This window comes from Paenibacillus sp. FSL K6-1558, from assembly GCF_038002565.1.
Taxonomy (GTDB): domain Bacteria; phylum Bacillota; class Bacilli; order Paenibacillales; family Paenibacillaceae; genus Paenibacillus; species Paenibacillus polysaccharolyticus.
This window is the reverse complement of the sequence record NZ_JBBOCV010000001.1, coordinates 5,749,553-5,773,314: the sequence shown is the minus strand read 5'-3', so window position 1 is coordinate 5,773,314 and position 23,762 is coordinate 5,749,553. Positions and strand designations below refer to the sequence as shown.

The 23,762-nt window shown below is 46.3% G+C and carries 21 protein-coding genes and 1 riboswitch; of the genes, 5 read left to right on the top strand and 16 right to left on the bottom strand.

The genetic code is table 11. The features are described 5' to 3' along the window. Positions 1 to 70 precede the first annotated feature (70 nt). A complete protein-coding gene (gene thrS / locus MHI38_RS25145; RefSeq protein WP_154886859.1) occupies positions 71 to 2,008 on the bottom strand; it encodes a threonine--tRNA ligase in 1,938 nt (645 codons plus the stop codon). 409 nt (positions 2,009 to 2,417) lie between these two features. Further along, positions 2,418 to 3,362, bottom strand: coding sequence for a putative sporulation protein YtxC (locus tag MHI38_RS25140; protein ID WP_154958241.1), 945 nt, complete (start codon positions 3,360 to 3,362; stop codon positions 2,418 to 2,420). A 232-nt stretch (positions 3,363 to 3,594) separates the two neighbouring features. Here MHI38_RS25140 and MHI38_RS25135 point away from each other — a divergent pair, with 232 nt between their 5' ends. The 4 genes from MHI38_RS25135 (at position 3,595) to MHI38_RS25120 (ending at position 7,093) form a co-directional block, all read left to right on the top strand. After that, positions 3,595 to 3,993: a hypothetical protein gene (locus MHI38_RS25135; RefSeq protein WP_341181824.1), complete on the top strand. Its 399-nt coding sequence runs from the start codon at positions 3,595 to 3,597 to the stop codon at positions 3,991 to 3,993. A 335-nt stretch (positions 3,994 to 4,328) separates the two neighbouring features. Then, a complete protein-coding gene (locus MHI38_RS25130; protein ID WP_090919862.1) occupies positions 4,329 to 4,823 on the top strand; it encodes a cation:proton antiporter regulatory subunit in 495 nt (164 codons plus the stop codon). Positions 4,824 to 4,827: 4 nt separating this feature from the next. Next, positions 4,828 to 6,066 (top strand): cation:proton antiporter, encoded by a 1,239-nt coding sequence (locus MHI38_RS25125; RefSeq protein ID WP_090919859.1) that lies wholly within the window; start codon positions 4,828 to 4,830, stop codon positions 6,064 to 6,066. A 121-nt stretch (positions 6,067 to 6,187) separates the two neighbouring features. Continuing rightward, positions 6,188 to 7,093, top strand: a complete 906-nt coding sequence (locus MHI38_RS25120) for a YitT family protein (protein ID WP_336122189.1) — start codon at positions 6,188 to 6,190, stop codon at positions 7,091 to 7,093. Positions 7,094 to 7,216: 123 nt separating this feature from the next. Here MHI38_RS25120 and MHI38_RS25115 read toward each other — a convergent pair whose 3' ends face one another. The 6 genes from MHI38_RS25115 to metA all read right to left on the bottom strand — a co-directional run bounded on the left by MHI38_RS25115 (position 7,217) and on the right by metA (position 14,160). Further along, positions 7,217 to 8,230 carry a zinc-binding alcohol dehydrogenase family protein gene (locus tag MHI38_RS25115; protein ID WP_341181823.1) on the bottom strand — a complete coding sequence of 338 codons (1,014 nt, stop codon included), beginning with the start codon at positions 8,228 to 8,230 and terminating at the stop codon, positions 7,217 to 7,219. 38 nt (positions 8,231 to 8,268) lie between these two features. Beyond that, on the bottom strand, positions 8,269 to 9,201 hold the full coding sequence (locus MHI38_RS25110) for an aldo/keto reductase (RefSeq protein ID WP_341181822.1): 933 nt from the start codon (positions 9,199 to 9,201) through the stop codon (positions 8,269 to 8,271). 275 nt (positions 9,202 to 9,476) lie between these two features. Next, complete coding sequence (mqnC, locus tag MHI38_RS25105; RefSeq protein WP_090919848.1) at positions 9,477 to 10,613, bottom strand: cyclic dehypoxanthinyl futalosine synthase; 1,137 nt, start codon at positions 10,611 to 10,613, stop codon at positions 9,477 to 9,479. A 242-nt stretch (positions 10,614 to 10,855) separates the two neighbouring features. Continuing rightward, a complete protein-coding gene (locus MHI38_RS25100; RefSeq protein ID WP_341181821.1) occupies positions 10,856 to 12,037 on the bottom strand; it encodes a trans-sulfuration enzyme family protein in 1,182 nt (393 codons plus the stop codon). Continuing rightward, entirely contained in the window at positions 12,034 to 13,218 is a 1,185-nt protein-coding gene (locus MHI38_RS25095) for an aminotransferase class I/II-fold pyridoxal phosphate-dependent enzyme (RefSeq protein ID WP_154886876.1), read from the bottom strand. The genes MHI38_RS25100 and MHI38_RS25095 overlap by 4 nt, the downstream gene beginning before the upstream one ends. 24 nt (positions 13,219 to 13,242) lie before the next feature. Beyond that, entirely contained in the window at positions 13,243 to 14,160 is a 918-nt protein-coding gene (gene metA / locus MHI38_RS25090; protein WP_090919840.1) for a homoserine O-acetyltransferase MetA, read from the bottom strand. A gap of 126 nt (positions 14,161 to 14,286) precedes the next feature. Continuing rightward, positions 14,287 to 14,411, bottom strand: a riboswitch (SAM riboswitch). Positions 14,412 to 14,869: 458 nt separating this feature from the next. Here metA and corA point away from each other — a divergent pair. After that, a complete protein-coding gene (corA, locus tag MHI38_RS25085; protein WP_090919837.1) occupies positions 14,870 to 15,805 on the top strand; it encodes a magnesium/cobalt transporter CorA in 936 nt (311 codons plus the stop codon). Positions 15,806 to 15,914: 109 nt separating this feature from the next. On the opposite strand, the gene MHI38_RS25080 is transcribed toward corA, so the two are convergent. The 8 genes from MHI38_RS25080 to MHI38_RS25045 form a co-directional block, all read right to left on the bottom strand. Further along, on the bottom strand, positions 15,915 to 16,916 hold the full coding sequence (locus tag MHI38_RS25080) for an HRDC domain-containing protein (protein WP_154958249.1): 1,002 nt from the start codon (positions 16,914 to 16,916) through the stop codon (positions 15,915 to 15,917). Positions 16,917 to 17,095: 179 nt separating this feature from the next. Beyond that, entirely contained in the window at positions 17,096 to 17,983 is an 888-nt protein-coding gene (locus tag MHI38_RS25075; protein WP_308722132.1) for an ROK family protein, read from the bottom strand. Between the two features lie 77 nt (positions 17,984 to 18,060). Next, positions 18,061 to 18,747 carry an MOSC domain-containing protein gene (locus tag MHI38_RS25070; protein WP_154886880.1) on the bottom strand — a complete coding sequence of 229 codons (687 nt, stop codon included), beginning with the start codon at positions 18,745 to 18,747 and terminating at the stop codon, positions 18,061 to 18,063. 27 nt (positions 18,748 to 18,774) lie between these two features. Further along, positions 18,775 to 19,875, bottom strand: coding sequence for a phosphodiester glycosidase family protein (locus MHI38_RS25065; RefSeq protein ID WP_253495880.1), 1,101 nt, complete (start codon positions 19,873 to 19,875; stop codon positions 18,775 to 18,777). An 11-nt stretch (positions 19,876 to 19,886) separates the two neighbouring features. Beyond that, positions 19,887 to 20,780, bottom strand: coding sequence for a 5'-3' exonuclease (locus tag MHI38_RS25060; RefSeq protein WP_154958253.1), 894 nt, complete (start codon positions 20,778 to 20,780; stop codon positions 19,887 to 19,889). Positions 20,781 to 20,980: 200 nt separating this feature from the next. Then, positions 20,981 to 21,346, bottom strand: a complete 366-nt coding sequence (locus MHI38_RS25055; protein ID WP_341181820.1) for an arsenate reductase family protein — start codon at positions 21,344 to 21,346, stop codon at positions 20,981 to 20,983. 791 nt (positions 21,347 to 22,137) lie between these two features. Then, a complete protein-coding gene (locus tag MHI38_RS25050; protein WP_308722135.1) occupies positions 22,138 to 23,154 on the bottom strand; it encodes an RluA family pseudouridine synthase in 1,017 nt (338 codons plus the stop codon). Continuing rightward, positions 23,151 to 23,726, bottom strand: a complete 576-nt coding sequence (locus MHI38_RS25045) for a cob(I)yrinic acid a,c-diamide adenosyltransferase (RefSeq protein WP_308722268.1) — start codon at positions 23,724 to 23,726, stop codon at positions 23,151 to 23,153. The genes MHI38_RS25050 and MHI38_RS25045 overlap by 4 nt, the downstream gene beginning before the upstream one ends. Positions 23,727 to 23,762: the final 36 nt, after the last annotated feature.

Here is a 23,762-nt window from a genome sequence, read left to right as displayed (position 1 = left end):
TGAAAACGATGGGTTCAGCCATGTTCTCAGACGGTTTCGTTAGATTTATTTTACAACACAGGATTCTAAACTAGACTTGTCTTGAAGCAATTTCTTCTTTCAACTGAGCCACAATCTCATCCACCAGCTTCATGCCCAGATCGCCCTCTCCGCGTTTACGTACGGATACCGATGCAGCATTTTTCTCGTTCTCGCCCACAACGAACATGTAAGGCATTTTTTCTAGCTGCGCTTCACGGATTTTGTAACCCAGTTTCTCGTTGCGAAGATCTGCTTCTGCCGCGATTCCTGCACGTTTCAGCTTCGCTTCTACTTCACGCGCATACTCATCGTAATTTCCGGATACCGGAATGACTTTGGCTTGTACTGGAGACAACCAAAGCGGGAATGCACCTGCGAAGTTCTCCAGCAAAAATGCAGTGAAACGTTCCATTGTACTAATTACGCCCCGGTGGATAACGACCGGACGATGCTTCTGCCCATCATCACCAACATATTCAAGCTCAAAGCGCTCAGGGAGCAAGAAGTCCAGTTGAACGGTAGAAAGTGTTTCTTCTTTGCCAAGTGCAGTCTTGATCTGTACATCCAGCTTCGGACCGTAGAACGCCGCTTCGCCTTCAGCTTCATAGAACGGAAGATCAAGTTCTTCCACAACTTCACGCAGCATGCGTTGAGACATTTCCCACATCTCATCGTTCTGGAAGTATTTCTCGGTGTCTTGCGGATCACGGTAAGATAGACGGAAACGATATTCGTGAATGCCAAAGTCTTTATATACCGTTTGGATCAATTCGATAACACGAGCAAACTCTTCTTTGATCTGATCCGGACGTGCAAAGATGTGAGAGTCATTCAGTGTCATCGCACGTACACGGTGCAGACCTGTCAACGCACCTGACATTTCATAGCGATGCATCATACCAAGTTCGGCAATACGGATCGGAAGATCACGGTAGCTGTGCATATTGGATTTGTACACCATCATGTGGTGAGGACAGTTCATCGGACGAAGAACCAGTTCTTCATTGTCCATGATCATTTTCGGGAACATGTCTTCCTGGTAGTGCTCCCAGTGACCGGAAGTTTTGTACAGCTCTACGTTCCCCAATACAGGAGTGTAAACGTGCTGATAACCAAGGCTTTCTTCCAGATCAACGATATATCGTTCCAGTGTACGGCGCAATTTTGCACCGTTAGGCAACCAGATTGGCAGACCTTGACCTACGAGTTGCGAGAACGTGAACATTTCAAGTTCTTTACCCAGTTTACGGTGATCACGCTTGCGCGCTTCCTCCAGGAAATGCAAGTGCTCGTCCAGCTGTGCTTTTTTCACAAAAGCAGTACCGTACACCCGTTGCAACATTTTGTTCTTGCTGTCCCCGCGCCAGTATGCACCCGCTACGTTCATCAGTTTGAACACTTTAATCTTGCTTGTAGATGGAACGTGTGGTCCACGACACAAGTCGAAAAATTCGCCTTGTTCATAGATCGTAATTACGCTATCTTCCGGTAAAGCATTGATTAATTCAAGTTTGTATGGGTCGCCGACTTCATTGAAAATCTTGATGGCTTCCGCACGGCTAACTTCTTTGCGCACGATAGGCAGATTTTCATTGACGATGCGTTCCATTTCCTTCTCGATCTTCTGTAAATCTTCCGGGTTAAGCGGATGTTCGAGATCCATGTCATAGTAGAAGCCATCTTCGATGACTGGTCCTACGCCCAGATGAACTTCTTTGTTACCGTACAGACGTTTTACCGCCTGAGCCAGCAAGTGAGCTGTACTGTGGCGCATCACTTCAAGACCTTCAGGGGAATCCAACGTTACGATCTCCACCAAAGCCCCTTCATGAATTGGAGTGGACAGATCCACCACGATGCCATCCAGTTTTCCTGCTGCGGCATTTTTGCGAAGCCCACTGCTAATTGAAGCGGCTACATCCTCAATACTGCTCCCATCTGCGTACTCACGTACGGAACCATCCGGTAGTTTAATGTTTACTGCCATTTGTCTCATTCCTCCTGTAAAATATACATCATTCATTTTCATTGTCATGCAATGGACTGATCATCTATTGCGTATTTCCAGTTCGCCCTTAGATCAACGAAAAAGAACGCAAAAAACACCCGTCCCGGTCAAGGGACGAGTGTTATATCTCGTGGTTCCACCCTAATTCAGCTGATTGTTCCTCATATTAGGAAAACAGCCCTCATTGGCATGTCGGTAACGGGCATGACCCGGCAAATCCTTACTCACAAAACCGCCATCCTTCAAATGGTTGGGTAACCGGTTTTATTTTCAAAATTGCAGCTCCAAAGGGGTAAACCATACGCGATATCCGGAGGAAATTTCAGCCCAGGTTCCTCTCTCTGCACCGATCTAACGTGTGGCTCTTGTCTTTGTCAACGCTTTTGTATCAACAGTTATTATAATTGCCCAGATCGCCTGCGTCAAGACTTGTCAGCAATCCAGAACGAAGCACTTCGCATTCGGGACATTGATGGCATATCTGCACCTTATCTTCGAAAATTTGGCATATCGTCGAGATGATGGGCAACTCGGGAGTGCTGGTGTGCAGCATGACCTTTTCCGGTGATATGGAAATAAGCGTACTCACGATCATATCCTCGATATCCATCTCCAGTTCCAGTCCTGGCATCTCCACAACCACTTGCTCATCTTTCTGCACAGGCAACAGATTAAGTCCCGCATCAAGCACCTGAAATTCATGTTTGCCCTTGTGAATCAGATGGATTAAAGGAACTTTAGCCTCCTGAAAAAATACAAAATACTTCAACAGTCCCATGAACTCTTCATATTGACGATCCATCCAGAACTCATCGAGTGCATATTCCACGAGCTCCTGCAATTCCTGCTTGTAGGCACGTATACGGAAATTCAGGATTCCTTCGAGATGGAAAAAATGGATGTCCTCCAAATCCTGCCTTAAACCTCTCGCTAATGTTGCACGGCGGCGCTCCCGCAGGCCCGGTTGATGCAAGTCACTATTCACGAGCAACGGCATGCAGATGCGGTGAACCTTCTCAACTTCGTGTTCATCCATTACCGAGCATGATTTGGCAATAATATTCTCTACCATGCTTCGTTCCTGTGTTTCCATTATATAATCCGCAATACCCAGGGAAAGCAAATCACTGATTCGTGGCAACCACTGCTGGAAATCTTCGTGATTCTCATTGCCTCTGCACGTCCAGACTGCTCTGCCATCCTTATGTTTGAAGGTGAGCCGGAAGCCTCTTTTACTTATATGTAAACCTTTGGTTTTTTCCTTAATGCATTGTTGAAAAAGGGCTGCCTCCTCTTGCCCAGACACATCGGTCCATACTGTAAACAGTTCCATAAGAATCACTCCTTTCCTTTCTCTTCAAAGTATATGGCAAGGCCCAAAGGGATATACGAAGCGGTTTGATGGAAAGGGTGTCATGATTTCTCAGCATAAAACGCGAGCAAAAGTTTTTTGGCAAAAAGAATAATAGAAGGTTTCGTGAACTATGAATGAATGGTTTGGAGATCACGCAAAAATGTGTTATTATTTTTATAACAGTATCTTCACGGAAGGGGGGAAGCCGAAAATGAGACAACATCCTAGACTGCTCCATCACATGATTATCATCATTTTATGCGTTTTTCAGGCGCTGTGCTTCCCGATTCCAATGCAGACAGAGTCTGCCGTTGGTGTATCCGTCGATGCCACTTCGAATAAAGAAGGGCTTGAAGTGCTGTCTCAAATACCCGAGTCTCAGCAGAAACCTGCCATTCGCAAAAATCCGCAAGTAATGTCTAAGCTGGCTGTTAAGCAAACCAAGCCTGTATTTCTTGTCCTCGCATTATTAATCGTGCTGCGAATTCCTACAGCAGGTCTGTCTTTTAAACCGTGGTATTGTCTGTTCAAGCGCAGATTATTTCTGTTGCCAATTAAATACACCAGTATGTATTTATCCCTCTCCCCAATGGCACCGAGATACGCCTGAGCTCGTTAAGAGCCTGTTTGCCGTATTCGTCAGGTTGCCAGAGCATGGAGCCACCTCTTGTTATAGACGGTGTTCTCATGCATAACTTATAACCCATTATGTAAACGTTACTTTTGAAACAACTGATTTGAACTTTATATGTGTTCGTTTATTTGTTGAGCTTTATTTCACAAAACTGATTTTGATTACACATCATATATTCGGCTGTGTCAGGAATTACTGGCTCTGTTTCCCTGCACCATTTGATGTTCCGCCTGAGCAGCAGATCAATTGATTACGGGAAGAAAGGCCTTCCTTCTATGGCCAGCCTCAATTACTAAGGAGGCATACTATCCATGGATGTACGCGAAACAGACTTGCCGGGAATCGGCAAAAAATTTCAAATTGAAACGAGCAGCGGTGATAAAATCGTCATTATTATTCACGATGATGGACGCCGTGAAATGTATCATTTTGAATATGATGACCCGGATCAAAGCATCTCTATGATTACACTTGACGACAATGAGGCAAGACAGATTGCCGCGATCGTTGGCGGATTAACTTACAAACCGAAGCAACTTGAAAATATTGAAGTTACCTTTGATGATCTGATTATCGAATGGTATAAAATCGAAGCTTCATTTGGATGCATTGGCAAATCCATTGGTGAATTGAATGTACGTCAAAACTCTGGTGCAACGGTCATTGCCGTTGTGGAGAAAAATCATAAAAAACACATCAGCCCAGGTCCGGAGGTTGTGATTAGCGCAGAATCTACGGTAGTCGCCGTTGGCGAACGCAACCAGCAGAAGCTTTTCAAGTCCCTCCTCCTGACGGGAAGGGGGTAACTCGATGGACCATTTGATTTTTGAAGTGGGGCTCGCGCTGGTGCTTATTGCAGCAGCCGGCCTTTTATCCGCAAAACTGAGATTTTCGGTTGTTCCGTTCTATATTCTGATCGGGATGGCCGTGGGACCACATGCCATGCAAATCTGGCATTTGGACTTCCGATTTATTGAAAGCCAGCCGTTCATCGACTTTATGGGTCGAATCGGTATTCTATTCCTTTTGTTCTATCTGGGATTGGAGTTTTCTGTAGGTCGTTTAGTCAAATCGGGTCGCTCCATCGTTGTTGGCGGCTCGATCTATATCGGGATTAACTTCACACTCGGATTAGTATTCGGTTTTGCTTCCGGTTTCCCGGCAGCTGAGGCACTCATCATTGCAGGCATAACAACGATCTCGTCTAGTGCCATTGTTGCCAAGGTGCTTGTTGATTTGAAACGAACAGCCAATCCGGAGACCGAGATGATTCTGGGTATCATTATGTTTGAGGACGTATTCCTCGCCGTATATATTTCCATCCTGTCCGGACTTGTACTCAGTGATTCATCCTCCATCGGAGGCGTAATCATGTCCGCACTGATTGCTCTCGGCTTCATGCTTGTAGTCATCATTCTCGGACGTAAAGCTACACCGCTACTGAATAAATTGCTGAAAATTCGTTCCAATGAATTATTCTCACTTGTTGTTTTCGGGGCATTGTTCCTTGTCGCTGGTTTCTCCGAAACGATCCATGTTGCTGAAGCCATCGGTGCGTTGCTCGTTGGTCTTGTGCTTGCGGAAACGGAACATGCTAAACGGATCGAACATCTGATTCTGCCGTTCCGAGATTTCTTTGGAGCTATCTTTTTCTTCAGCTTCGGACTATCTATTGATCCGTTGTCCCTTGGTGGTGAAGCCGTTTGGCTCGCTTTGATTGCTGTAGTGATTACACTGTTTGGTAACTTCCTCGCAGGTATGCTGGCTGGACGCAGTGCAGGACTTTCACCAAAAGCATCTGCTAATATCGGATTAACCATTGTATCTCGTGGTGAGTTCTCCATTATTATGGCCAATATGGGTAAAGCCGGTGGACTGTTACCATTGCTTCAACCATTTGCCGCGCTGTATGTATTAATCCTTGCTATTCTGGGGCCGCTATTAACCAAAGAGTCCAAACACGTATTCCGTATTTTGGATAAAATATTCAAGTTCAAAGATCCTCGCAAGAAAAAAGAAGAACCTAAAGTTCTGCAGAAAGAAGGCTAAGTAACATGTCTGTGCAGAGCAGACCTATGTTTGTATTAAGCAACTGAGCGGCTACATGCTGACCTTTCTGTGAAGAACCCAGGGAGAATGGCTCGAAGCCGCACTGAAGGAGGATGGACATGTGAAAACACCTCTGATATCGGCTAATCCGGTGCCACGTACTACGAAGAGTAGCATAGCGCCCTCCCGCCGCTGGCTGAATCTGTTTCTGGTCATCATTGGCGGAATACTGGCCTCCGTGGGACTTGAGTTGTTTCTGCACCCCAATAAAATTATTATTGGTGGCATAACAGGAATCTCTTCCCTGTTCGCACACTGGACGGAGCTACGAATCGGCTTATTCCTGTTTTTATTCAATGTTCCGTTTATATTTTTATCCTACAGGATCGTGAAGAAAAAGTTTGTACTTGTAACTGTTCTGGGTTTGGTTGTCTTTTCGATCGGTGCCATCGTGCTACATCCCATGCCGCCGCTCGTCGAGCATCCCTTGGCTGCTGCCATGTTTGGCGGGTTATGCCTAGGGCTCGGAATCGGGCTTGTTGTTCGGTATGGTGGGACACTGGATACGCTGGAAATCGGTGATCCGTCCTCCCGGCCGCCTGAACGTGTGTTTAGCGGGAAACGGATGCTTATCGAAAAAATAATCATGCTGCTTAACTTGATCATACTGACAGCTGCTGGTGTTGTTTTTGGCTGGGATCAGGCCATGTATTCTATCATCGCTTATCTGATTGCCTATGAAATGGTGTACCTTGCATTCCGGGGATTCTCCTCCAAACGCAAAATATGCATTCTGACCACGCAACGTGCTCAAGTTGAAAAAGCTGTACGAAACCGCCTGCGCAGGGAACCAGGGAAGCTAAGTGCAACACTTGAGTCTTCCCCGATCGCTGACGCGGAGGTCTGGATCAAACAGATTCCAGGAACACTTTATTACGAAGTACATTTCCTGGAAATGATCTGGTTAAAATCCATTGTTCGGCACATTGACCCTCACGCAGGTATTATCTCGAATCCAGAAAAATGAAATAGCTAGCGAAAATAACGATATAACAAAACGCTCTCTTCCCATGAACTAATGGATCGTTCTCCATTGCTCATTAACCGGGAAGAGAGCATTTCTTCGTACACATCTTCAAATTGTGAAAATTTATAATTCTACGATTGCTTTAACCACTTGAGATTCGGGTAACAGCCAAGTGTCCATTGCGGTTGGCAGCTCTTCAAAAGGTGCTCGATGTGTGATATAACCATCCATCGTTAATTTTTTGTCACGCAACGTCGATAACACCTGTTCAAAATCCTCGCGTGTTGCATTCCGGCTGCCCAGCATACTCATCTCACGCTTGTGAAATTCCGGGTCATGGAACGTAATATCCGCCTTCACCAGCCCAACAAAAATCAACTGTCCACCGTGAGCCACATAAGGTATCGCGCCATTCATGGAATGTACGTTACCTGTCGCATCAAATACAGCCGTGGCATAATCACCGCCAGTAATCTCGAATACCCGCTGCAGAGCCTGTTCATCCGCCTGCACGATCTCATCCACCCCGGCCCAGGTTCGGCTCAATTCCAGCCTGTCCAGATTTCGATCCACAGCAATAACGTATGCACCTGCTTGTTTGGCAAAGGCCATGACTCCCAGCCCGATAGGTCCGGCTCCAATAACAACGACACGCTCTCCTGGTTGAAGTGCAGCTCTGCGCACAGCATGAGCCCCAATGCTAAGTGGTTCAACCATAGCTGTTTCATCTAATGTTAACCCCTCTGCTCTCAGCAGATGGGAAACAGGCACTGTAATCCGTTCTCTCATCCCACCGTCCACATGTACACCCATCACTTGCATGGATGCACAACAATTGGTTTTGCCTGAACGACAAGCAATACAATGTCCACAATGCAGATAAGGAATAATGCTTACCTGGTCTCCCGGTTGTAATCCTGCCTCGTTCGGACCAATCTCTTCGATAACGCCTGCAAGTTCATGACCAAGTATACGAGGATACGTAAAAAACGGCTGATTGCCTTTGTACGCATGCAAATCTGTACCACAGATACCAATTCGCTGGATAGCGACCAGTGCTTCTCCCTCACCTCTTTCGGGCTGCGGCAGTTCCTTCAGCACCAAACGATCAATTTCATCACATACGATAGCTCTCATTACTGTTCCCCCTCAGATCCATTCGACGATATATTTAACTATCCGTTATATTCAGCACGACCACTCGGCCAAGTTTCATTGTTTAATGGAGCCAGAATACGTAATACCTCTTCCAGAAGTTGCTTATCTATAGGTTCTTCAACCCAGGCCGCGTTGTTGACAATGTTTTGCTGGCTCGCGCTACTAACGAGAGTTGTTGGGATTTGTTCATTTGCTGTAGAAAATTGTACTGCCAGCTTGGCGATATTACTGCCTTGTTCCTCGCAGAAGCGGGCAGCTGTCAAACAAAGCTCTTTTACCCGTTCACCCGCTGGATGCCAAGCCGGTGTTCCGCGCGTGCTAAGCAATCCCATTGAAAGTGGGGAAGCGTTTACAAGTCCAACTCCTTTTTCCTCGAGTAACGGCAGTAGCGATAACAATGACGTATCATTTAGAGCATAATGACAATAGGAGATAATGGCATCCGCATCAAGCTGCGGCAACATTTTTTCGAATAAAGGTAACGGCAAACCGCAGATTCCGGCGTAACGAATCACGCCTTTCTCTTTCAGTTCTAACAATGTTGGAAAAGCTTCTTCAATGATGATCTCAGGAGCCACAAACTCGATATCATGTAAAAATAAAATATCAAGATAATCCGTATGCAACCTTGCCAGACTCTCTTGTACACTCTCCAAAATACGCTTGCGAGAAAAATCAAACTCGTTCTCACCATACCGTCCAGCTTTGGTTGATAACGTATAAGAGCTACGCGGCAAACTATGGATTGCTTCACCGAGTACCGTCTCCGCCTTGGTTAAACCGTAGTACGGCGACACGTCTATATAATTCATACCTGCATCGATCGCTGCATGAACGGTACGAATCCCTTCATCCCGGTCAATATCACGAAATACAGAGCCCAGTGATGATGCGCCAAAGCTCAAAACAGGTACGTCTAATGCTGTCTTTCCCAATTTTCTTGTTTTCATCGATTCGTTCCTCCCAGCAGGTTTGACTACACAACTGTCCCTCCATTGTATCAGTTAAAAATCTATATAACATATCGTCAAATGCGTAATATGTACTGTTTAATGATCTCGATTCCTGGATAAAAGGAGAACTGTACCTGAATCAGGTACGCACAACGAAAAGGGCCAAAGCAGGTTTAACCTACTTTGGCCCTTTTAAGCGGAACGAGTTTCTATTTACTTCACATGATGTGACATAAATTAAAAACCATATTGCTTTTCTATAAATGTAGGGATTAGTTCTGCATTACGAAATCTTTAGGCACAATGCTTTCTTCATCAAACATACGCAGAATATCATAACGGGTGTTGCGCTGTGCCGGAATATAACCAGACTCCCGAATCAGACGCAGAATGGATTCAATGTTCACTTTGTATGTTGCTCCTGCGGAGGATACAACATTCTCTTCAATCATCGTGCTGCCGAAGTCATTACAGCCGAATTCGAGTGATTTCTTACCGATTTCAGGTCCCATTGTGACCCAGGAAGATTGGATGTTTTTAATGTTATCTAACACCAGACGGCTAATCGCTACCGTTTTCAGGTACTCCTGTGGAGTCTGACGCTCCAGCTTAAGGTTCGTATTATCTGGCTGGAATGTCCACGGAATAAAAGCGAGGAAGCCTTCAGAATCATACTTATTGGCAATACACTCATCCTGCGCTTCACGTACACGCATCAGATGCAGCGCACGCTCTTCCATGGATTCACCCAGACCAATAACCATCGTAGCGGTTGTATTCATACCGATTCGGTGAGCAGTCTGCATCACATCCATCCAGTCGCGCCATGAACCTTTCAGACGGCTGATTTTGCGGCGTGTACGGTCATCAAGAATCTCGGCTCCGCCACCTGGCAAGGAGTCAAGTCCCGCCTCGTGAATGGCACGCACTACCTCTTCCAGCGTAAGACCATCGGATACTTCAACCATTTTCATAATCTCAGCTGGTGAGAAAGAGTGCATCGTAATATTCGGGAAACGTTCCTTGATCGCTTTCAACAAGTCCGTATAATAGCTGAAAGGCAGATTTGGATTCGTTCCACCTTGCATCAGAATTTCGGTTCCGTTGACATCTTCAGTTTCCTTGATTTTCTGGAAAATCACTTCATCCGGAAGCACATAACCTTCTTCTGAACCAGGTCTGCGGTAAAAAGCACAAAAACGGCAGTATACGTCGCACACATTCGTGTAATTGACGTTACGCCCAATAACAAATGTTCTGTATGGTTCAGGGTGCATACGTTTCATGATTACATTGGCAGCTGCCCCGATTTTGTCCACTTCGTCTGATTCAAATAACTGAATTGTGTCTTCCAAGTCTAAACGTTCGCCCCGAAGGGCTTTATCTAAGATACGGTCTACCGTACTCATCGTAAAAAAGCCTCCCTCGTAAAGAGAAAATAATACGACGATCACTCCCGGCTTGTTAGCAAAAAGCAAGTCGTGGCTGTAATATCGCATTTTTGTACTCTACATATCGTAACACAGGTTACATGTGAAAAAAAGCACCTTATGAAAAGGTGCTTATAAAATAAGTTAAAATTTTGACATATGAAAACCGTTTGAATGCTAGCTGCATCCGATTTTACAGTGCACCTATTTAGTCGTTCAATTTATTGCGTGGCTTGCAACGCTTGCTCGAGATCAGCAATCAGATCATCAATATCCTCAAGCCCTACAGAGAAACGCAGCAACCCATCGGTAATTCCACGCTCATGTCGAACTTCCGCAGGCATAGCTGCATGAGACATCATCGTTGGGTATGAAAGAATGCTCTCCACTGCTCCCAGACTTACAGCTACAATGGGTAGTTTCACCTGATTCAGGACAGCTTTTGCACGATCACCTGAACCGACGTCAAACGATACTACGGCTCCGTAACCTGTCGACTGACGCTCATGCGCTTCACGGCCCGGATGATCCTCAAGTCCAGGGTAATACACAGCTGTTATATCCTGACGCCCTTTGAGCCATGCGGCCAGTTTGGCAGTACTCTGTTCACTGTGAGCCATCCGCGCACCCAGGGTCTTCATCCCGCGCATCAGAAGCCAAGATTCCTGAGCTCCGAGAACGGTACCTAGTCCGTTTTGCAACTGTTTCAATTGTCTGCCCAGCTCGTCTGTACGCGCAACAGCCAGACCAGCCAGCACATCACTGTGACCACCGAGAAACTTCGTAGCACTATGTACAACGATATCTACGCCGAGCTCAATAGGACGCTGATAGTACGGTGTCATAAACGTATTATCCAGAATGGTAATCAGATCATGCTCCTTGGACCAGGACGTCACTGCGGCAATATCCGTAATCTTCAAGGTCGGATTGGATGGTGTTTCCATGTATACGGCCTTCGTGTTAGGCTTGATTGCTGCTTTGACTTGTTCAATGTCGGTCATGTCAACAAAAGTAGTCTCAATCTGCATCCGACTTAGTATCGTTGTGAGTAGACGATATGTCCCACCGTATACATCTTCCGTTACGATGATATGATCCCCTGCGGAGAACATCATGAACACACTGGAGATTGCAGACATCCCTGACGAGTATGCAAATCCGCGTACCCCGCCCTCAAGCAACACGATGTAATCTTCCAGAGCCTGGCGAGTCGGATTACCTGAACGGCTATAATCATGTTGCGGCGGATTAAAGATATCAAAGTGATGGAACGTGGAAGCTTGATAAATCGGTACACTTGAGGCACCTGTTGTTTTATCAATTTCATCTCCAAAGTGAAGCAGCTTGGTGTCAAACTTCAGCTCCGACGTACTGGGCTTATGGTTACTCGATTCACTCATGAGGTTACGCCTCCTTCAACTTCCTTCTGTGCTGCCAGCAATGCTTCATTCAGATCCGCGATCAAATCTTCTGCATGTTCGATGCCTACCGAGAAGCGAAGCAGACGATCGTCCACACCTACAGCGTCACGAATTTCAAGCGGAATATCCGCATGGGTTTGCACCGCAGGATACGTCATGAGTGATTCTACACCACCGAGACTTTCTGCAAATGCAATTAATTGGATATGACGCAGCAATGGCTCAACATAGCGTGCATCCTTCACTTTAAACGAAAAAATGCCTGTATTGCCGGAAGACTGCTTACGCTGAACTTCATATCCAGGGTGATCGGACAAACCAGGATGGAATACTTCAGCTACAGCCGGATGTTCCAAGAGGAACTTCGCAATGGTAAGTGCGTTATATTCATGACGCTCCATGCGAAGAGCCAGTGTTTTCATACCTTTCATCAATTGATATGAATCACTCGGTGATAACACAGCTCCAATAGAATTATGAAGGAACGCCATCTCGGCAGACAAGGCCTCACCTTTGGTGATGATCAATCCAGCGAGCACATCATTATGTCCACCCAGATATTTAGTCGCACTATGGATAATAATATCGGCGCCAAGTTCAATCGGACGCTGGAAGAATGGAGTCAGTAGCGTATTATCTACAATGGTTAATAGATTGTGTTTTTTCGCCCAAGAAGCAACAGCTTGAATGTCCGTAATCATCATGAGCGGATTAGTTGGTGTCTCGATGAAAACAGCCTTCGTATTCGGCTGACGGATGTTCTCTAATGCTTCCAGATCGTTCGTATCTACATAACTTGCGGTTACACCGAACCGGGATAAAATCCGTTCCAACAGGCGATATGTACCGCCATACAGGTCAAGAGAAACGATCAGGTGATCCCCTTGGCCGAACATCGCAAAGATCGTTTGCAGTGCTGCCATGCCCGAGCTACAAGCAAAACCTGCATCACCGGACTCTAGAGCAGCTGCTGCTTCCTCTAACACTTTGCGCGTTGGGTTTGTTGTACGGATGTAATCAAACCCCGTGCTTTGTCCCAGCTTCGGGTGACGAAACGCAGTGGATTGATAGATCGGAAAGTTAACAGCACCTGTTACGGGTTCATTGATGGACCCAATTTGAGCTAAACGGCTTTCAATTTTCAACTTGTTATCTTCCATTACTGCATCCTCCTGTAATCTGGATTAGATTTGTGGGCCAATATCGTAAGGGGTTTCCTGATACACATAGTAATTGAGCCAGTTAGAGAATAATAAGTTAGCGTGTGCACGCCATGTAGCCGGAGGTATCCGAGAAGGATCGTCCTTTGGATAGTAGTACTTCGGCAGCGCGATGTCCAATCCCTTGGCAACATCGCGGTCATATTCCCATTTCAATGAAAACGGATCATACTCGGCATGTCCTGTGGCAAAAATTTGCTTCCCGTCCTTGGTGGCAACCAGGAATACTCCTGCTTCTTCGGACTCTGCCAAAATTTCGAGTTTATCATTTTTCTCAATATCCTCACGTCTTACCTCCGTGTGACGGGAGTGTGGAACGTTGAACACTTCATCAAATCCACGCAGTATCGGAACATGAGGTTTGTTGATCGTATGCGGGAATACGCCAAAACACTTTTCATCCAGCGGAACTTTGGGTACATCAAAATGGTGGTATAGACCTGCTTGAGAAGCCCAACATATATGCATCGTCGAAGTTACATTCGTTTTGGTCCATTCAAAGATTTCCTGAATCTCTTCCCAATAATTCACGTCCTCAAAATCCATTTGCTCTACCGGTGCACCGGTAATGATCATCCCGTCAAAACGGCGATGCTGGATCTCATCAAATGTTTTATAAAACAGATCCAGGTATTCTTGAGATGTGTTCTTGGAAGTGTGGGATTTGGGGTGTACCAGCACAACATCCACTTGAATCGGTGTATTACCTACCAGACGAAGCAATTGCGTTTCCGTCGTTTCCTTCGTAGGCATCAGATTCAGTATGGCGATCCGGAGTGGACGAATATCCTGCTTGTATGCAGATGATTCGTCCATGACGAAAATATTCTCGCTCTCAAGCACTTCTTTGGCTGGTAATGTGTCTGGAATTTTAATTGGCATAGTGAGTTGACTCCTCCTTTTTCATGGGTCGCATCTGGTGCGAAAATCACGCTCTGAGAAGCTCTGCATATGACAAAGACCTCTCTCGGATTCCGAGAAAGGTCATATGTAAACAGATATGCGCCTCTCTCATCTCTCAGTTACAACAGCATCACAAGGATGCTTGGTCGCTGCAAGAATTAGCACCGTGCGTTATATCGCCGGTTGCCGGGTTTCATCGGGCTGGTCCCTCCACCTACTCTTGATAAGATTTCGCTGTATTCAATTTTAATTCAGATATATTAACTTTTACTTTAAAACATTACTGCCCTCACGTCAAGAACCAGTTGATTGGTTTTGAACCTAAACTCGGAACCGTTCATCATCCGTTGTCATACACTGCCTCAGAGCGTGAAATAGACACATTTTTGCGCTTGAAAGCACCCTAGACCAGCGGTATACTAGACAAGTGTTTATAAGCCCTTATGTGAGAGGTGACATATTAAATGGATGGCGACCCGAGGCCCAACTGGCAGTCGAATTCCGAACAACTGCATAGAGAATTGACATCAGCATGTCGGCAGCGGGACGTTTCTTCCGTTTGATTATAGATTGACAACGCAGTACAGTCCTGATAACAGGCTCCGCTGCCGACCGGCTGATCTGTTCTTTTGCGCCCATATTAACGATGAAATCCGCCAAGACGGCGGGTGCAGAAGGAGTAGATAACATGAAAATCCGGTTGGTTAACAACGGTGTATTTATCCCGGTGGATGACATTCAGCAAGCGCTGACTCCACCAGCAGAAGGATTCTACTGGATTGATGCGGACGTGGACGATTTGGCTGTACTTCAGCCGCTGTTCTCCATGCATGATCTGGCTGTTGAGGATTGCTTGAGTGATGAAGAACAGCGTCCGAAGATTGAAATTTATGAGAACCATTATTTTATCGTGATTAATAGCATTCGTTTCGATGATGAAGAGATCTTCCTGCGTGCAGTCAATCTCTTTCTCGGTAGACATTTTATCATTACGGTTACCAAACAAAAGATCAGCGAACTACGTACATTGAAGCCGATTCTCTGGGAACAGGAAATCAGCAGTCCAGATCGTCTCCTCTACTTGCTTGTTGACTTGATTGTGGACAATTACTTCACCGTTGGTGATCGAATTGAAGCGCGAATTGAGAAACTTGAGGAAGACATTCTGATGCATACCAAAAAGTCACATCTGAATGAGATTATCGGTCTGCGAAGCGAGATTTTGTGGCTTAAGAAAGTACTGGGACCTCAAAAGGAGGTCATCAATACACTCAACAAAAAAGATCTGCGTCTCATTGATGATCAGCTGCAAAAATATTTCAGCGACATTTACGAGAACGCCGTAAAAATATCGGAAACCTTTGAAACGTACCGCGATCTGATGGGCAACTTGCGAGAAGCCTACCAGTCCAGTATCGCTAACCGCGCGAATGAGATCATGCGTGTGTTTACCGCCATCACCACCGTGTTCATGCCTCTGACCGTTATCACCGGTATTTATGGAATGAACTTTGACAACATGCCCGAATTACACTGGAAATACGGGTATTATGCTGTTATCGGCCTGATGATTACACTCGGCCTGACGATGTTCTTTATTTTCCGTAAAAAAGACTGGATCTGAAACGACCGCTCTATCCGCTATATCATACCATTTAAAGAATAAGACGAAGCGCTCCTTCACAGGGACGACTTCGTCTTTTTTAATATCACCGCCTCACGGCGTATTTTAGCTAACCAACATTACGCTCTGTTTCAGTATGTCTCCGAAAACGGATGCGAATCATCCGTAACCGTTCATACACTTGCTCCAAGCTTCCTCCTTCAGGGCGCTCTCCTCCGTAAACTTTATGTAACACAGGCTTCAGAAATGTATCTCCTAACTCCTCATATGCGTTCCATACCGCCTCTTGTTCAGTCTCAGGCATAACGGCCAGTTCTACATCCAGCAATGAATCCGTGTCATACCCTTCCAGATCCAATGTTTCGAGCAGTTCGATTAATTCACGCCGGGATAGACCAGATCGATTCACGATCTCTTCTAAGGTTTGTCCCTCTTTCATGCCTTCCAGCACGTGCTTACGCGTAATGAATTTATCCAGTTCCTGCTTGTACTTCTGCTCTTTCTGCTTATATAACCAACTTTCGTACTCTTCTTCTTGCAATACGATGTACACCCAGTCTAACGGAAAAGGTCTCGATTGTTCGATTCCACTCATCATTTCAAGCCATTCCAGCCCATATTCTGCTGCTTTGCTCTCACCAACACCCGGCAGTTGCATCAGCTCATCCATCGTATGTGGAACAAACGCACTGATCAGCCGCAACAAACGATTCGTCGCTATAAAATAAGGAGCCTTCCGATCCGAAGCCGCTTTTTGCCTGCGCCATGTGCATAAATCCTCATACAATTGTTCATTTCCGTATAATTCACTAAAACAATGCAGACGCTGGCCTGCATAACTACGTAGCTTCAGATCCTCATTCTCATTGTACAACCCATGCATCAATGGACGATACCCTTCGCTCATCTGCATGGCAAGTTGATGACGATATATGTGCATCAGCTCTTCCCACGAATGACCTTCATACCAGATCGTATCTTCCCGATCCCCTGCTTCATAACGACTCCATCCCAAGTGCCAAGTATTCTCCTCCTCGCCAATCCATAACTGGGCAATCTGTTCATGCTGATCAAACACTCTGGATAATTTGTTCATGAAAATGACTTCCATTACTTGTTCCCTCCTTTGGACGATACAGCCTGTTCGATTAACGAAGGTATTCTCTGTCTCTGTCTCCAGACAACACAAAAAAGCACCTCTCCCGCAGATCGCTGCAAGAGAGGTGCTTCCTCATTAACCGTACTATGCTGTTGCTCACATCATACCATACTGGTAAATTTCGTCAATCCCTAAATGCGTTTATTTGACAAGGCCAGTTTCGCCAGTGCCAGCGAACCACACAAGCCAGCATTATCTCCCAGACCTGGTGGAACAACATACGCCTCAATTCCAGCATGAAGTGACGGATGCTGCACATAGCCTGCCAGCAATTCCTGTAGTTTGCTACGAACCATCGGGAATAGGTGCTCCTGCTTCATCACACCTCCGCCCATCACTATTTTCTGAGGCGAAAGAATCAGCACATAATTCATTAGAGCATGTGCAAGATAATGCGCTTCAATCTCCCAGGCTTTGTGATCTGCTGGCAATTCATAAGCAGGTTGTTCCCAGCGCTTGTTCAGGGCCGGCCCCGCCGCAAGCCCTTCCAGACAGTCTCCATGGTATGGGCAAAATCCTGCATATGAATCTTCGGGATGTCTCCGCACGATAATATGGCCCATCTCGGGATGAGACAGTCCGTGCACCATTTTTCCGCCAACGACAGCTCCTGCACCGATGCCTGTACCTACCGTAATATACAGACAGCTATCCAGCCCCTGCGCAGCTCCCCAAGTGGCTTCACCCAAAGCTGCTCCATTCACATCGGTGTCAAACGTCATCGGTACATCAAAGTGTTCTTTGAGTTTGCCAATCATGTTGTACTGTCCCCAATGCGGCTTCGGTGTTGTCGTAATATAACCATAGGTTGGACTTCCTTCAATGGGATCAATTGGCCCGAAAGAACCTACCCCCATTGCTTCAATACCTTTGCCCTCAAAAAAAGAGATGACCTGAGCCATCGTTTCTTCCGGCGTGGTTGTAGGGAAACTAACTCGTTCCAGGACCTCTCCGTGTTCTGTACCAAGGCCACATACAAATTTGGTTCCGCCTGCTTCAATCGCACCTAAAACTGTCATGTTGATCTCACTCCTACGTTGGTTTGTAATAGGAACACTGCCGTATCCATATAGCGGTTCGGACTATTCAGCAGGGCTCAGTTACGCTCAAGCTTGTTCAACCGTTTAAGCAATGTCTGTTTCCAACTATCCGAGAGCACAGGAATAGAGAGTAGAGCCTGCATCCCTTCCACGTCCTGTTTCCCCTGATGCATGATCCGGTTAGCTTCAAGAATCGTCATGTATGAAGTATCTGTTCGAACTCTTCTGAAACGTGATGCAGGGCCAACTTCTCCCTCTTGCAATACTCGAAAATAAAAACCGGTATGCCCGCTTTCCTGAAAATATACAGGCAACTCCTTGTAATCATATCTTATCCCCAGCTTGAAACATGGTTGTCTCGGCTGACTGACTTGCACCTGCGCATCACCGAGTTCAAATACATCACCAATGCGAACCTCTTCCTCAGCGCATCCTGTAACGGTCAGATTCTCTCCGAATGCCCCCCACTCCAGCTTACGCTCCATCAGACGCTCAATCGCAGAATAGCGACTATGATCGTATACACAAACAGCTTTATCTGGACCACCGTGGTGCACCAGATCCGCTTGAGCATCCCCTGTCATTCCAGTGAATGACAGGAAAACCGGGGCGGAGACAGGATGTTTCACAATACCACTCAACACTTCATTTTTCTGGCCAGGCAATGGCTTAGGTTGCCCTATATTAATCGCCAGAACTGCCGTGCTTGCCTCTTCTGTTATCGAATCGGGTACAGGTGTCATGCCACATCATACCTCCATGATTACTTTTTATCGAACAGAACCACCAAATACTAATGTATTACTTAACAGCCGCCCTGGAGAAGTCAGCATTTTGCCACCTGCATACATCCCAGAGGATGCACCGCCATCCAAGTTCATCGCCTGTTTAGCTCCCAGCTTTTGCATCACAGCTGCCCATTCTTTTATTGTAGCACCAGAAACGGTAGCAAGCATCACCGAACCGTCGGCCATAATCGCAATTCCGCTTCTCGCTCCGGATGCATTCAGAATTTTGGGATCTTTGAACCCCTCACTTGCCGGATTTACCGATACCTTGCCATCCTTCACCAGACGCGGGCCAGCCCCCACAGCTGTGACCACCTCCTGCCACGGAATTTCCTGACCGGCTGCGTTCGTATATCTGTAATTCATCTCTACGGTGGAGCCTACCGTAAATCGGTCAGCTGTGGACTTCTCTCGACCCGTGAAGACAAGAACAGAACCGTTTTTGGGAATCGCTACGTTTGTATTCGGTACTTTTTTGGTCACAACACCCTTTTCCATAATCACTGCCGTTCCGCCCTTGAAACCAACATTGGCTCCACGTTCTGGGGTGTACAGCATCGAGATGCTTGCATCTGCTGAAGGTGTCCGGTTAACAAATGTTGCATACCAGCCGCTTGATTTTCCTTTCGTATCTGTGACCGTGCCCGTTAAGCTCACTTGAAGCGAATCCATTATCGCCGACCCATCTGCCTTAAAACCGATGGATGTGCCATATCTTCCTATATGTATAACTTTACCATTTGCTATTAACATCCCGTAGGGATCTGGTGCTCCATGATATGCTTCAAAAAAAGCTCCGTTGATTGCTGCTTGTGCGCCGTACGCTTTTACAATAGACGGCAATGTAGCGGTTTGACCAACCTGTTTCTTAGCAAGTCCTACGGTTACTGGTGTTCCTTTTGGAATCGAAACGGTCTGTACACTAAAACTACGTCCTGCTGCCTTCACTTTCTGTACTTTAACGCTAATGGCTGCTTTGGCATCCGCTGTCTGCGGTGCACTTACTGCCCCCGACAGCAATACCGGAAGTGCGAGGACGAGGGCCATTGCCCCAGTCCACCACTTTTTACTCGTTTTTTTCATCGTCACGTTGCTCACCCTATCGCCACTCCCATCCAAGAACCTAGGCTCTTCATCTCAAGTTGTTCAAACTTGTCCATCACCGTATCCGGGTCCAGACGCAATTCACAGCCTTCCAGCGTACAAGCCACCGGAACTGCACAGTGAATCTCTGCCAGCCTGCGAGACAGATGCAACATATCGAGATCACTCTCGATTTTTTTACGTACCGAAGGGGTAAGTTGATCCAGATTGCTTAAAATCCCTTCAATCGATCCATACTCTTGCACAAGCTTCAAAGCCGTTTTCTCGCCAATTCCGCGTACCCCGGGATAATTGTCGCTGGCATCTCCCATCAAACCCTTCATGTCAATAACCTGACGTGGTGTCAATTGTTTCTCAGCCATCAACGTTTCGGGATTATACACCATGTAGTTGCCGTGACCTTTTTTCATAATAATGATACTTGTGCGGTCATTAATCAGCTGTAACATATCATGGTCTCCGGTCAGTACCATCACATTCATATCGGTTTCTTCAGTGTAATATTTGGCAAGTGTTCCGATACAATCGTCAGCCTCATACCCTTCTGCACCAATATTCGGAATGTTTAGACTATCCATCACTTCACGAATCAGAGTAAACTGAGGAATAAGGTCATCTGGTGCTTCAGCACGATTACCTTTGTATGCTGCGTACTCCTCACCGCGAAACGTCTTGCCTCCCATATCCCAACAGCAGATGACATGGCTTGGTCCAAACGTCTGAACCGCATCCCAAAAATAACGGATAAACCCATAGACTGCGTTGGTCGGAAGCCCTGCCTTTGTACGTCTGATATATCCGCTTGCAGAAGTTGCATAGAATGCCCGGAACAACACTGCCATACCGTCTACCAGTAACAAAGTAGGTTCATTACGTTGATTCACTTGAATTTGTTCTCTCCTTGATCTATGAAAGCTGGAACAACAATTGATTCCAACTTCAATAGCATATTAAATATCGAAACTCATTCTATCATTATAACATAGTTACGCCAACCCTCATGGAGCATAAATATGCCACTACCTCGTCCAACCAAAAAAGCCCTGAATTGCGAACAATTCAAGGCTTAGCTCTGGTGAATGTCTTAGGCGTTGTTCCATTCCTGCTCATACGTATCTTCCTTGAAACCCACGGTGACTTTGTCTCCATCGGTTACGATCGGACGTTTGATCAGACGACCATTGGAAGCCAGTAACGCAATCTGCTCTTCCTCGGACATCCCTGGCAGTTTGTCTTTGAGCTTTTGCTCTTTATAGACTTCTCCACTGGTGTTGAAAAACTTTTTCACTTCAAGTCCGCTTTTTTGAATAAGCTCTGTCAATTCGTCTTTCGATGGTGGTGTATCAAAAATAGGGATTAGCTCCAGTTCATGCCCTTTCGCTTCCAACCATTTCACAGCCTTACGGCACGTACCACATTTTGCATATTGGTATACTTTCAGTTTTGTCATGGATGTTCCTCCCACTCGGGTTTTGGTCTATCGCTTCCCTTGGTTTGCTCCGCAAATCCAAAAGTCGCTCCATCCCAATACCCTCGCTCAGCAATTTTTTTAGTCGAATGCGGGCTTATCGCCCCTCATTACGACGTGATTTTTCAACATTTATTCCAACATTTCTAGAGCTAGAGATTTTACGAACTCAAGCTTAACTACCTTAAAGCCTGAAGAATCTTAAAAGCTCTAAAACCTCTCTAGCCCTCGGCATGCTGTTCAGCTGCGCTACTCGCTGAACTGTAAGGCTCAAATACCTTAAAAGCTCAAAACCTCTCTAGCCTTCGGCATGCTGTTCAGCTGCGCTGCTCTCTGAACTCTAAGGCTCAAATATCTTAAAAGCTCTAAAACCTCTCTAGCCCTCGGCATGCTGTTCAGCTGCGCTACTCGCTGAACTGTAAGGCTCAAATACCTTAAAAGCTCAAAACCTCTCTAGCCTTCGGCATGCTGTTCAGCTGCGCTGCTCTCTGAACTCTAAGGCTCAAATACCTTAAAAGCTCAAAACCTCTCTAGCCCTCGGCATGCTGTTCAGCTGCGCTACTCGCTGAACTGTAAGGCTCAAATACCTTAAAAGCTCAAAACCTCTCTAGCCTTCGGCATGCTGTTCAGCTGCGCTGCTCTCTGAACTCTAAGGCTCAAATACCTTAAAAGCTCAAAACCTCTCTAGCCCTCGGCATGCTGTTCAGCTGCGCTGCTTTCTGAACTGTATACACTTTTATTTTCGAACATGCAGCTGCGTCCTAAATCCGAGGTTACTTTTCCGCTTGGGTTTGTCCCTCTGCTTCCTGAAGCATTACTCTCGGGGCCGCCTCGGTATCCAAACGTTTTTCCAACGCGGCCATATCTGGCGGCAGTGGAGCCTGGAATGTCATACGTTCCCGGAGGATCGGATGTTCGAATATCAGTTCACACGCATGTAGCGATTGGCGTTCAATCCACGTATCCCGTTCCTCACGAACAGCCATTGTCTGCTCATCCACGTTATGCACTGGCAACGTCTTATACATCTGATCACCGATCAACGGGCAACCGATAGACGTCATATGTACCCGGATCTGATGGGTTCGTCCACTCTCCAGCTTCAAACTTACAGCACTGGCACTTCCATCATCCCAGCGAGACAACGTTGTGTAGAGCGTTCTGGCCGCATATCCGTCTGGTGTAACGATACGGCGATGCGGTTCCTCGGGATCGCGATCAATTGGCCCGTCAACTGCCCCCTGTTCGGGAACAGGGCTGCCATGCACCAGTGCGATATATTTTTTATCCACAGTGCCGGCGATCATCTGCTCTGATACATGCTGGTGCACATACGGGTTTTTGGCAATCGCCAGCACGCCGGATGTTTCCTGATCTAATCGGTGGATTGGACGGAAGCGGAATTTCTGGCCTTTTTGTTGCCAATAATGCACCACACCATTAGCTAAAGTACCTGTATAGTGCCCATGGGTTGGATGCACGATAATTCCGGCATCTTTATTCACGATCAGCAGATGTTCGTCTTCATACAACACAGCGAATGGAATATCCTCTGGTAAAATATCATCGGATTCCTCTCGCTCCATCCGAATCTCCACCAGATCACCTGCACTCACTTTGACACTGATATATACCCGTTCACCATTCAGCATAACACCTTGTTCGGTGAGTTTGATTTTGGATAAAAGCTTACGCGAAACCTGAAGCCGCTTTTGAAGCACGGTTTTTAGCAGCCAGCCGTCCTCTACTTCGGTCACCGTGTAGGCAATCGGTGCATAATATTGGCTCATTCTTTGCGGCGGAATACTTTTTTGCTCCGCACATATTCAATGTCCGCAACTTGTTGTCTTGCATTGGCTGTCCGTGCAACAACAAAGAAGTAATCCGAAAGACGGTTCAGATACCGGCGCACCGACGGATTAATATCCGTATGCTGTCCCAGCGTAACGGTACGGCGCTCTGCCCGGCGGCACACTGTGCGGCACACATGTAGAGCAGATGAGAGTTGACTTCCGCCAGGGATAATAAAACGTTCCACTTTAGGATTTTCAGCATCATATTGATCGATCCACTGCTCCAGACGTGTGACCATCTCATCCCGTACTTTGTACTTTGTCTCACTTATTCGCACAAAAGCCAGATCTGATCCACAGTCAAAGAGCTCCTGTTGCACTTCAAGCAAATGTTCGCGCAAATCCTCAAATTCTCTGTTAGCAGAGTCAATCAAACTGATTGCTTGACCCACAAAGCAATTTAATTCATCAATCGTGCCATAAGCCTCTACCCGATCATCATCTTTGATAACTCGGCCTCCAATGACTGAAGTCTGGCCTTCATCACCGGTTCGTGTATATATCCCCATCATAATCCCTCCAATTGTGCATCAATCATTTATCAA